Source organism: Mesorhizobium sp. M7A.F.Ca.US.010.02.1.1 (genome assembly GCF_004023085.1).
Lineage (GTDB): Bacteria > Pseudomonadota > Alphaproteobacteria > Rhizobiales > Rhizobiaceae > Mesorhizobium.
The window spans coordinates 17,473-28,845 of record NZ_RZRV01000055.1 but is presented as its reverse complement, the minus strand read 5'-3'; the positions used below and the strand labels follow the sequence as shown (position 1 = coordinate 28,845).

Annotated in this window: 10 protein-coding genes and 3 pseudogenes; 3 read left to right on the top strand and 10 right to left on the bottom strand. The window is 58.9% G+C overall.

The features are described 5' to 3' along the window. The 3 genes and pseudogenes from EOA19_RS31730 to EOA19_RS31720 form a co-directional block, all read left to right on the top strand. Positions 1-209, top strand: a pseudogene (locus tag EOA19_RS31730) (beta-ACP synthase); the annotation flags it as partial. A 772-nt stretch (positions 210-981) separates the two neighbouring features. Beyond that, a pseudogene (gene nifA / locus EOA19_RS31725) lies at positions 982-2,025 on the top strand (nif-specific transcriptional activator NifA); the annotation flags it as partial. A gap of 464 nt (positions 2,026-2,489) precedes the next feature. Then, positions 2,490-3,056 (top strand): sugar O-acetyltransferase, encoded by a 567-nt coding sequence (locus EOA19_RS31720; RefSeq protein WP_024505228.1) that lies wholly within the window; start codon positions 2,490-2,492, stop codon positions 3,054-3,056. 307 nt (positions 3,057-3,363) lie between these two features. Here the strand turns inward: EOA19_RS31720 and EOA19_RS31715 are convergent, their stop codons facing one another. The 10 genes and pseudogenes from EOA19_RS31715 to EOA19_RS31665 all read right to left on the bottom strand — a co-directional run bounded on the left by EOA19_RS31715 (position 3,364) and on the right by EOA19_RS31665 (position 11,372). Then, entirely contained in the window at positions 3,364-4,257 is an 894-nt protein-coding gene (locus EOA19_RS31715; protein WP_024505229.1) for an SIR2 family protein, read from the bottom strand. A 34-nt stretch (positions 4,258-4,291) separates the two neighbouring features. Next, positions 4,292-4,504, bottom strand: coding sequence for a putative nitrogen fixation protein NifT (gene nifT, locus EOA19_RS31710; RefSeq protein WP_024505230.1), 213 nt, complete (start codon positions 4,502-4,504; stop codon positions 4,292-4,294). Further along, entirely contained in the window at positions 4,501-4,821 is a 321-nt protein-coding gene (locus EOA19_RS31705; RefSeq protein WP_024505231.1) for a nitrogen fixation protein NifZ, read from the bottom strand. The genes nifT and EOA19_RS31705 overlap by 4 nt, the downstream gene beginning before the upstream one ends. A gap of 85 nt (positions 4,822-4,906) precedes the next feature. Continuing rightward, positions 4,907-5,101 carry a 4Fe-4S binding protein gene (locus EOA19_RS31700; RefSeq protein WP_024505232.1) on the bottom strand — a complete coding sequence of 65 codons (195 nt, stop codon included), beginning with the start codon at positions 5,099-5,101 and terminating at the stop codon, positions 4,907-4,909. A gap of 29 nt (positions 5,102-5,130) precedes the next feature. Next, positions 5,131-6,612, bottom strand: a complete 1,482-nt coding sequence (gene nifB, locus EOA19_RS31695) for a nitrogenase cofactor biosynthesis protein NifB (protein WP_063169393.1) — start codon at positions 6,610-6,612, stop codon at positions 5,131-5,133. 273 nt (positions 6,613-6,885) lie between these two features. Then, positions 6,886-6,972 (bottom strand): annotated as a pseudogene (locus EOA19_RS31690) (helix-turn-helix domain-containing protein); the annotation flags it as partial. A 691-nt stretch (positions 6,973-7,663) separates the two neighbouring features. Then, entirely contained in the window at positions 7,664-8,380 is a 717-nt protein-coding gene (locus tag EOA19_RS31680) for an alpha/beta fold hydrolase (RefSeq protein WP_063169392.1), read from the bottom strand. A gap of 255 nt (positions 8,381-8,635) precedes the next feature. After that, the gene (locus tag EOA19_RS31675; protein ID WP_024505235.1) at positions 8,636-8,935 is read right to left on the bottom strand and encodes a ferredoxin family protein; all 300 of its coding nucleotides are present in this window, start codon (positions 8,933-8,935) and stop codon (positions 8,636-8,638) included. Between the two features lie 12 nt (positions 8,936-8,947). After that, positions 8,948-10,252 (bottom strand): FAD-binding protein, encoded by a 1,305-nt coding sequence (locus tag EOA19_RS31670; RefSeq protein ID WP_063169391.1) that lies wholly within the window; start codon positions 10,250-10,252, stop codon positions 8,948-8,950. 10 nt (positions 10,253-10,262) lie between these two features. Beyond that, positions 10,263-11,372, bottom strand: a complete 1,110-nt coding sequence (locus EOA19_RS31665; RefSeq protein ID WP_024505237.1) for an electron transfer flavoprotein subunit alpha/FixB family protein — start codon at positions 11,370-11,372, stop codon at positions 10,263-10,265. Position 11,373 lies beyond the last annotated feature (1 nt).

Below are 11,373 nucleotides of genomic sequence, written 5' to 3'. Positions count from 1 at the left end.
GCGCAGCGAGCGCGCTTGAAATGATCGCCTGCGTGATGGCAATCCAAGAGGACGTCGTGCCGCCGACCGCCAACTATCGCGAGCCAGATCCCGCTTGCGACCTCGACATCACACCCAATGTGCCGCGCGAGCGCAAGGTGCGCGTCGCCATGAGCAACGCCTTCGCCATGGGCGGTACGAACGCAGTTCTGGCATTCAGGCAGGTGTAGAAGCCATGCAAGACGCCTCATTCGAGGTCACCTGTCGTATCTAGCTGCTTGAGGGGCGGGGCATTGTGATACAGGGAGGGCTGTGGGGTCCCTCCTTCTCGGCCTCGACGATGTGGGAGGAGCCTGTGCGGCGAAACGGGCTAGACGCCCCCAGGCCCAGAACTTGGGCGAAACCAACTCCCACCAAAGCACAGCCGCTTTAGTAGCCGAACAATGAAGCCTCGCTCGACGAGCCGCCGCCTCTACTGTCAGCGGCATCACGCGGTTGAAGCGAACAGCGCAGCGGCTACTGTTTCCCGCACAACTCGGACGGCAATTGGGACAAGTCCGCACATGTCGTCACGTAAGCTGAACGCCGCAGGTACAGCCAAATTGGGGGCGGGGCGTTTCTGCCGTTTTGATAGAATTCTATCAAACTGACAATTTTCCTTGCACGAATGCAAGGAGAGCTCGATTGACTCCCCTCCTTTCTTGTCAAGGATGGGTTTGCAGGCTGCGGTGCGGCAGAAGCCGGACAGAACGGCGACCGGTCGAGTAAAGGCCTGCGCAAACAAGCGCGCATATTGCGGGCGCCCGCACGGAGGAGAAGACGCTCGTCCTGGTGAAAGACAACGATGCTCAGGCGCCATTGCCATTTGCCGAGGGGGTCCGCGCGCCGGAAATTTCGAAGCAACAAAGGTGAGATCGAGAATGATGATGGCGAAATACAACACAGCTCACCGTCCAGTGCAGTTCTACCGGCGGGTGGCGGAGTGGGATGGGCTGCCAAATGGAACGTAAAAAGATCAGCAAGGAGATGCTTGGCGATAGTCAGGCGCTGCGCAAGCTGCGTGAGCACCTTGTCAAGGTGGCCAAGGCGAAGACTACGGTCCTGTTGCGAGGTGAATCCGGAACCGGCAAGGAGCTGGTTGCCAAAGCCATTCACGAGCTCTCGCCTCGCGCCAAGCAGCCCTTCATCAAGGTCAATTGCGCGGCGCTCACCGAGACGCTTCTGGAATCTGACTTGTTCGGTCATGAGAAGGGTGCCTTCACCGACGCGAGCAGTTTGCGCAAGGGGCGCTTTGAGGCTGCCGACAAAGGCACATTGTTTCTGGACGAGATTGGCGAAATATCAGGTTCGTTCCAGGCTAAGCTGCTGCGTGTCCTGCAGGAGCAGGAGTTTGAGCGCGTCGGCAGCAACCACACCATTAAAGTTGATGTTCGCGTGATTGCCGCAACGAACAGGGACTTGGAAACGGCAGTTCAACGCAAGGAGTTCCGGCAAGACCTCTATTATCGCATCAACGTCGTCACTTTACGCGTGCCGGCATTGCGCGAAAGGCGAGGTGATATTCCGCTCTTGGCCGCTCAGTTTCTCAAGAATTTCAATACTGAGAATGATCACACGCTGACCTTCGCTCCCGAAGCGATTGAGGTGCTAATGAACTGCGAATTTCCAGGTAACATCCGAGAGCTCGAAAACTGCGTTCAACGGACGGCAGTTCTGGCGACGGGTCCATCAATCCTCAGAACTGACTTTGCCTGTTACGCGGATCAGTGCTTGGCCGCGGCGCTGTGGAAGAACGGACAGCCGACGTCAGAGAAGTCGACTACGATCGAGCCTTCCGCCGCCTGTGCCGCCCCGCCCGTCGGCGACGGGCAAGCGCCGATAGGCCCTGCCACGACTCGTGGTAGGGTGCCCGATGCCGATACGGTCATTGCTGCCATGGAAAAGTGTGGCTGGGTGCAGGCAAAGGCGGCGCGCCTGCTCGGTTTGACCCCGCGCCAGATCGGCTACGTGCTGAGAAAACGCGGTATCGAGATCAAGCGTCTCTGAAACAACCCGCCGAGCAAGAGCTGGAGCAGGTCAAGCATTGGTGCTCTGGCGCCGAGCCCATCGGCCAGGCTTACGAAGTGGGTGTGAACAGCGCTGCCAAGATTCCGGCCGTGTGCTTTCTACCACCAGTCGTACTGGGGCTCTGCGACTGACAAACTAAAAAGGAGTAATCCTCTGGCGGGACCTGGTCGATACATTAGCTGATGGCTTACCGCTCGATATCACGCAATCTGAGATGGGCATGAAAGTGAGTTCGACCGCTGGACAGTTGCCGACTTCGTCAGGTATTGGCCCCTGCGACCGGTTGATCTCCGATATCCAAATTCTTGGAAGTTGGTCGAGACGAAACTGTCGCCCCGGCTCGTGACCGACCGCGCGCCCGGCAAGATCGAGTTACAAAGTTGCCGAGGCAGTTTGATGTGCGTTCCTGCATCACTGTACGGGACACGACCTGACGGGAGACTATGATGCGTAGCCAAAAAGAAAAGATGCTCGCAGGCGAGTTTTACAATGCGGCGGATCCGGAGATCCAAGCTGACCTGTTGGCAACCGGGGCTTGGCTCAAGCGGTACAATGATACGCTGGGGCAGACCACGGGGCATTGGCATGAGCTTTTGTCCGAGCGGCTGGGAGAGGTTGGGCGCGGAACGGTCATCCGTCCGCCCTTTTTTTGCGACTACGGATTCAATATCCGCATTGGAGCCAATGCCTACATCAACTTCAACTGCGTTATTCTTGACGTGGTAGAGGTCAAAATCGGGCAAGGAACGGCAATTGGGCCTGCTGTGCAGATTTATACCGCCGATCATCCACATGATGCCGAGCAGCGGCAGGCCGGCCTGCAGGTCGGGCGTCCTGTTCACATTGGCAGCCGTGTCTGGATCGGCGGTGGAGCAATCATTCTGCCTGGCGTCACGATTGGTGATAATGCAGTGGTAGGCGCTGGCTGCGTGGTCACACGAGATGTTCCCGCCGGGGCAAAGGTAGTGGGAATTCCTGCTCGCGTGGCCGACCCACATAAACAGGCATAATCAACCTCGTTGACCCTGGAGGTGCATGCGAACTGTCGAAACTGTGCCGAATTTTTGTCGAAGCCATTGAGCGCTGCATATGTTGTCGCGACTCGGGCGCTTCAGTTCTTTTGCCACGGGGGTCACAAGATCATGTGCGTAATGCCGCCGCAACGTGCTCACGTCCCGCAGCAGCGGACCCTTTCACATGGCCCAACGAATTCAGAGCCTACGTTGTGCTGCCACTAGCATTACTGCTCACGAATGTATTCCCAACTGAGTTTTCGCCCTTGGAGGCAAGCAGCGACTCACCAGCAATCGCCGGCCATTAATCCTGGCTAGCATCGACCCCGACGAGGCGAGCCGCGGCGTTGCGGATCGGCATGTCGATGACCGTGATTGCGCCTTCGGCAAGGAAACGACGTTCGTTTCTGGTCAGCGTAGCCGAATCGATCACCGCAAAATGTGGGCCAGTGGAGCGCTTCATCAGCTGTCTGGCATATGTGCGCAGCATCTGATCGTTGAAGCGGCAGCCCACGAAGAAAAAACCCCGGTTGACGCGCCGTTGCTTCACCGCGTCCGGGATCGGCGTCTGGATATCAATTTCGGTTAGGACTTCGACGTAATCGGAATCAGCCACGAGGAAGTTTGCCGCCGGCCTGACGCTGCCGTGCGGCGCATAGAGCACCGTCCTAGCCACTTGTTCGGCCTCGAGTTCTGTTCCTGACAAATCGTAAGTTCTCGTCCAGATGTTACCGATTCCGGTCGCGCGCGTCGTTCCTTGTATCTCGACAACGTCTGTTTGGCCGGCCTCTGCAAGGGCTGCTCGCATGGCGCCATCGTACCAGCTGTCGATGATGACAGACAGTTGAAGGGTTGCGAGCCAGGCGTGAAGAACGGTCGGCTCGGCGGGGGCTGCGAATATCTCCGCCATCCACGCTTGGAGAGTCCGACGATGTCGGCGCTGCTCGATAAACTGCGCGACCGACCACATATTGGTGCGAATCCTGGAAGGGGCAGGCGCCCGCTTGTTGAGGGCCGCGGCGACATCTTCAGGGGTGCAAGGTACAGGGGATTCCGGTGGGTTAAGCTGCAGAAGACCAGGACCGAGATAGGGGATCACTCGATCGGCCTTGAGAGCGCCGTTCAGCAGGTCAATCAGTTTTTTGGCAAAACTGCCCCGGACGACGACGAGATGGTCCCAGCTCAGCATCGTGTTCATACGCGTTTCCTCTCCGCCACTGAACCCACCGGCATCAGGCCCCGTCGGAAATCTTCATCGCCTCGACGGTGATCGGCAAACGCGTGTCGCGCGGAAGGTCGGGCAGCATGAGCCGCCAACCGTTCCTGAGCGTCACGGTCCCGCCCCATAAGTCAGCGTTCTCAATCTCGGTGATCGGCTCTTCGAGATCCTTCTTGGGGACATAAGCCGACAAGCCAGTAGCGGTCCTGCGAATCATTACTTTCATCCGGCTGTTCCCCCGTTGGAAATGCCTTCAGCTCCGCAGGGAACCTCGACTTTGTCGAGGCTAATGAGTTCGCGCGCTCGCATGCCGACGACCGTGCCACGATCGATCCATTCGACCGCATAGATGAAGAATTGCTGGAGAAAGGTTCCAATGTCGCGCACGTAGCCTTCGTCGCCCTTCCGCACGAGGTTTTCGCCGATCTCCTTGCCGGGATAGGTGCCGTCGTTTTTTATGTGGCGTATCGCACGGACCCGCTCACCCTGCATGAACCGTGGCGGTCTGCCGATTTCGACCTCCTGTTCGCGTCTGGACCACATGCTGTCCATTCCTTTCTCGAGGCTTTTGTTGTGGTCGCGGGTTGCAGGCGTCGTCGTGCGGCGAACCCGACCGTTTCGGTAGGAATCAAGCGGGAACGCAGGTTTTCGGTACCGGACAGACCGACACGCATTGCTGCGTATCGAAGGCCTCCTTGCATTCGGTGCACTTGTTTGGATCGATCACATAGGCGTCGCCCTTGAACTTGATCGCTTCCGAAGGACATTCGAACTCGCAGGCCCCGCATTGGGTACATTGGGATGCGATGATCTTTAAAGCCATTCTAACTCCTGGTTATCGGACGAGACGGCTCAGGCCGTCGCCGCTAGTGGTCTGATCCCAAACTCTGCCGCGTAAAGTGCGCTGACTGCGGTCTCGATGTAGTCATGGCCATAGGCGTCGGTTACGCGCAGTCCAACTCGCGAGAGTTGTTCCTTCGGGCGATTTCCGATCTTGGCGCATAGCACTATGTGTATGCCTTCGAGCGCTGCGATGACGCCCTCGAGGATGGCGTCTTCGCCCCCGCCTCCGAGGCAATACCGCTCGACCTTCCGATGCCCGACCAAGCTGATCCCTCTAGGCGAGACTTCATAAACCTGGAATTCCTTCGCGTGGCCGAAGTGTTCGTTGACCCGTCCACCTCCCTTAGTGGCCACCGCAACCAGAAGCGACTTTTCGGAGTCTGTTGCCTTGACCATACCGATGGCCTCGCTCCTCGCCGCCTCATGATCACGGCGCTCGTGTGCGACCACCTGCCGATAGGCCTGACGCTTGCCAGCATCGTAGGCGACATCGTCGGGAATACCGTCCAGCGTGAATTCCTGGCCACGATCTTCACCGAGCAGGCCGACAGCATCTGCCCGGCACTGCCGGCAGTGGCGCATCAACTTGGCGCCACCTTCAAGTCGATCCTGAAGAGCCATCATCTCCGTTGCCGTTGGGCCGCGCTGCCCGATGAGTCCGTAGTGGGTACCGTGCGCCGGGTCCGAAATCAGAGGCATCACGTTGTGCAGAAACGCGCCCCGCTCCCTGACCATTTTGTTCACCTCAAACAGGTGCTGGTCGTTCACTCCAGGAATCATCACCGAGTTGATTTTGGTGAGGATGCCGCGCGCGCTCAGCATCTCCAGGCCCAGCATCTGCCGCGCGTGCAAGATTCGAGCGGCTTCGATGCCGAAGTAGCGGCGATTTTCATAAAAGATCCATGGATAGATCTTCGCGCCGACTTCCGGGTCGACCATGTTGATGGTGATCGTCACGTGATCAACATTCATTTCGGCAAGCTCGGCGACATGGTCCGGCAGCACGAGCCCATTAGTGGAGACGCACAGCTTTATGTCGGGGATTTCCCTGATGACGCGGTCGAACGTTGCCTTCGTTTTCTCCCAATCGTAACAGGCATCCCCCGGCCCAGCGATGCCAAGAACCGAAAGCTGCGGAACTTTGTTGGCAACGGCGATGACCTTGCGTAGCGCTTGGTCGGGCGTCAACTTCTCAGACACAACACCAGGCCGGCTCTCGTTGGCGCAATCGTATTTGCGATTGCAATAGTTGCACTGGACATTGCAAGCCGGCGCGACCGCCACATGCATACGCGCGAAATAATGATGCGCTTCCTCCGAAAAGCAGGGGTGATCCTTGATCCTTTCCCAAATAGCCGGATCCTCTTCGCCCGGGCTGGTCGGCGACGAGCCGTAGGAAGACGATGCGCAGCCACCGGATTTCGCGGCTGCCAGAAGACCCTCGGATGTCGTGCTAGTCGGCCCCTCAATCGAAACTGTCGGTGAGGACATCAAACGGCTCCGTTGCTGGTAACGTCGCGGTTCAAGGTGCAAGAGCCATACCAACTGAAAAAAGCGGCTTCAGTTCACTATTCGGGTCGATATCGCATTGTGTCAGGCCGGCGCGACACAATTTTGTCCTGCTTGCGACAGTGCAAGTCCAAATCCGTTCAGAAGCACGAAGCACTCCTTGTCGCGCACAGGGCGCGCAAGACCACTGGCCTGACGATTGGCTCATCAGGCTCTTAGAAGTTCCTTCACCTCGATACTATGCCGGCGTATCGCCTAGCCGACTTGTCGCAGCTTGAGGCCGAGAATTCGAGCCGCATTAGCCTGAACCCAGCCGGCCTTCTCCATTGTGTCGATCAGCCGTCACGCTTCGTCCGCCGCGGTCCCAGCCCCCGTCCGGCCGTATCGTTAGAATCGCAAGTGGCCATCTCGTGTTCAGGCGGGCGCCGATGCGCCGAACCGGCATCGTGCTGGCCCGTGAGAGCTCGTCGATGACATTGCCACGTTCCGAAAGATTGGTTCCTTCCAGAGGAGAACGCCAAGCACGCAGTTCTCCGGCTCGCGGACGTTGCCGGGGAAATAGCATTGCGAGATCAGCTCAACTGCCGACGGCGCAAAGCCATGGTTCTCCATATTTCAAGGGTAAGCGCTGTGTCCTTCCAGGAGGACCCGCGATCTGTGGGCCTGCCGATTCTGAGGTGGATCGGAGATCGGCTTGTGTCTGAACTTGAACTTACGATTGACCCTGAGCGGCAGCCTCGGCGTTTTCGAGGGTGATCAACGGCGCTGTTGGTCGGCGGCATTGGTCGATGGACGACAAGGCACGGAGTCATCTCCGAGACCCTGGAGCCGACGCGGTGATCTCGGAGGTTGCCCGGCGCTACGGGCTGCGGCCGCGGCGGAACGCTCGCAAGCTTGCGACGTCGGCAGGACAGGCCACTCCCGCCTAGTGGTTTCGGTGGCGCCACCGGAACGACCCGTTGGGCCTACATCCTTGCACCAGAGCTCAAGGCCACGGCCTGAGAATCGGCCGCCGCTCCCCCTACTTGGTTCCTCAGCCGACAGCGCTAAGAAGGAGAGCAACTTCCGTCGGCGCGAGGATCATTGCGTCGTGGCCAGTGGCGAGTTCCTGCCACGCCCAGCCATCCTGCTTCGCGACCCATTCTCGCGCTCCCGCCATCGGCGGGTGGAGTGGATTAGTGCAGACGACATAGGTTCGGGGTCTGCCGTTGCCGAGCGGGTGCTCGAGCTTAAGTCCGCTTTCGTAGGTGCCTGCCGGATGCGGTGTTATCCGGCGCCGCACCCAGTCCGTGAGCGAGTGTCCCTCGGGAGTGCCGAATGCTGTTGGCGGCGGAGTCGGCATGAAGATACCCCGTCCTTCCTCCGCAACCAATTTTCGACGGGCGGCGACGATGTCGGGGGGCATGGTGCTGAATACACTTTGACCGCTCTCGACGATGGCGCCGTCGAGATAAACGAGATGGCTGATATGGTCGGGTATCCGGTCGGCGGCGCCGGTGATGCTGATGCCGCCTAGACTGTGACCGACAAGGATCACATCGCTCAGCTCTTCCGTTACAATGTGGTTGACGATGTCGGTCACGAATGTGTCGGGCGTGATGTCCTTGCACAGCAAACGTGCGCGTTCGCCGACACCTGTCTGGGTAGGCGTGGTCACGTGGCATCCCATCTTGCGAAGATTGGCGGCGACGTCCCGCCAACACCATCCGCCATGCCAGGCACCATGCACTAGCACATACGTCTTTATCATGGATTGTGCCGTTCCATTTGCTCACCGGCCGTTGTGGCTGCCATCCGGCACGATGGCCGGACATTGTCCAAAGGGGCTCGACCACGTTACCGGTGGTAAGTCCGGCACAGGCGCCCCGTGGCCTGAGGATACCCCTACCAAGTCGAGGAAACTTGAATTGCGAAACCCAATATTCACTAGCTCTTTGCAAGTGGATGGAGAGGCTCATGGTGTGCCGCAGTTGCTCGCTGCCGGCATGCTCTTGGCACCGGCTGATCATCCGAACTTGAACAGGACACCAAAGCCGCCGCGCGGATAGTTCCACTCGATGTCGCCGCCTTTCTCGCACAATATCCGGCAGGTGCCGCATTCCATGCAGCCGTCGGCGGTGATCTCGACTTGACCCTTGTCATTCAACTCATAGCATTTCGCCGGACAGACGTAGGTCAACGCAAGCAAGTTCGCGCTTGGCTTGTCGTGCGGTCGCACTATGATATGGGGGCGGCCGGAATCGACCAGATAGCGGTTCTGGTAAAGTTTGTCCTCGACACGAACCTTCGTCACTGCGATCGTCATCTTGTACCCTCTTCAGCGCCATGCCAATGCCAGGCGGACCGCGTCGCTGACCAACCCCCAGCGCGAGCGCGCGTTGATGAAGGCGGCCGTGGTGTTCTTTTCCTTCTCGATCTTCGGCGTGCCGTCGACACGCATGAAGGTCTGAGCGGCATGCGACATCAACCGCGGATAGCTGTCAAAAAAGTTGCTGGAATTGGTGTGGAGTAAGGCTGGCATGTCCTTGTATTTCTTAAGATCCTTGATCACAAAGGAGTCATCCAGCATCGTCTTGTAGAGCGCAAGGTTCGCTTTGGTCATAGGACCGTTGCGGCTTTTGACTTTGATGATCGCCTCAGCCGCGACACGACCCGAGGTCATGGCAAGGTTCGAACCCTCACGGTGAATGGCATTGTTCAGTTGCGCTGCGTCGCCGACGATGACCCAACCGTCGCCGAATAGCTGCGGAATGGCCCTGTAACCACCTTCGGGGATAAGATGGGCGGCATATTCTTTCACCTCCGAGCCAGCGATCAGCGGCCGGATCGAAGGATGGTTTTTCATCGCATCCAGGAGGGCGGACGGGCTCTCCATCGTCGCGGCGAAATCCGAGACCAGGCAGCCGATGCCGAGTGAAATCGACTCCTTATTGGTGTAAAGGAAGCCGAGCCCGGCCATGCTGCGAGAGATCGTGCCCACGGCCTCGATTACGCAGCCTTCATCGCCCTTCACCCCGAACCGCTGGCCAATGACCTCTTCGGGCAAGAAATGCATTTCCTTGACGGCAATCGCCACGGTCTCCGGCTTCGGCATCTCGCGCAGGCCTGCGCGAGTGCCAAGCAATCCCGACACCCCTTCTGCGAGAACGACCACATTCGCGAAGACCACTCCGCCAGCCCGGTCTGTGCGGACGCCGATCACCTTGCCATTGCCATCACGGACGAGTTCCGTCGCGGTCGTCTCACACAGGACCGTCGCGCCAGCCTCGCGCACCTTGCGGGAAAACCATTTGTCGAACTGGGCGCGGATGATCGTGTAGCGGTTGGGTTTCGCCTCATTGAAGTCGTCCGACCGGTAATGAATTCCGGTGTGAGACGTGTCGTCCATCACCCAAAGTCGCTGTTCGACCAGGTGCCGCTCGAGGGGCGCATCATCCCGGAAGTCCGGGATGATCTTCTCCAGCATGTTCGCGTACATTATGGCACCCTGGACGTTCTTAGAGCCCGGATATTCCCCGCGCTCCAACTGCAGGACCTTCAGCCCCTGGCTTGCCAAAGTGTAAGCAGCTGCGTTTCCAGACATGCCGGCTCCGACCACAATGGCATCGAATTGTTCAATCATGTCCTCTCCCTCAACTCGCAAGCTTGTCTCGACTGTGCGGCGACAGCCGCCGGGTGAAGGCTTCCGTCAGTGCGGGCAGGAAGCGGATTGCATCCGTGACGATCCCGAGGTGGGCGAACTCGAAAATCGGCGCGTTCGGATCGGTGTTGATCGCGACGATGAGATCGGCCCCCTCGACCCCAACTCGGTGCTGGATGGCGCCGGAAATTCCGGCCGCGATGTAAAGCTTCGGTCGAATGGTCTTGCCAGTTTGTCCAATCTGTCGATCAGCCGGCATCCAGCCCTTCTGGACCAAGGGGCGCGAACAGCCATGCTCGGCGCCGATCGCTCGGGCAAGATTCTTCACAAGCTGAAGGTTCTCCGCCGCTCCGAGACCGAGGCCTCCCGCAACCACGACATCCGCATAGGCAAGATTTGCCATTGCCGACTGGTTATCCGGTAGGAAGCCGAGGACTTTGGTGACGATATCGTCCTCAACGAGCGACAGCTTGTGCCGCATGACACGCCCGACCGGCTTATCCACCCGTTGCGGCATAGGCATGACCCTTGGTCGCACCGTCGCCATTTGCGGCCGGTAATTTAGTGTATAGATCGTACACAACAATGAGCCACCAAAAGTCGGACGGGTCGCGGCGAGTGAACCGTCGGAATCTACATCAAGTTCGGTGCAGTCGGCCGTGAGCCCCGTCTGCAGGGTCGTCGCTACCGAGCCTGCAAGATCCCTGCCCAGTGTGGTCGCGCCGAGAAGGAGGATTTCGGGTTTATGGGTATTGACCAGATCCGTGAGCGCCTTGGCGAACGGCTCGTTCCGGTAGTCGGCGAGCGGCGGCGCATCGACGATGTAGACAAGATCCGCCCCGTAAGCGAAGGCCTCGGCAACAGCGTCCTCGACCATCTCGCCCGGCGGTCCCAGCACGACGCCCGCGAGCTGGACTTCAAGCTTGTCGGCTAATTTGCGGCCTTCGCCCAGCAGTTCGAATGATACAGGATGCACATTGCCGCGTTCGAGCTCGAGGAAGACCCACACGTGCCGGTAGTCTTTGAAACGGTCGGGAAGTTCTTTCTTTACACCGGCACGGCCGGGGGCAATGCGAGGGGTAGTTTGGCTTGCGGTCGACATT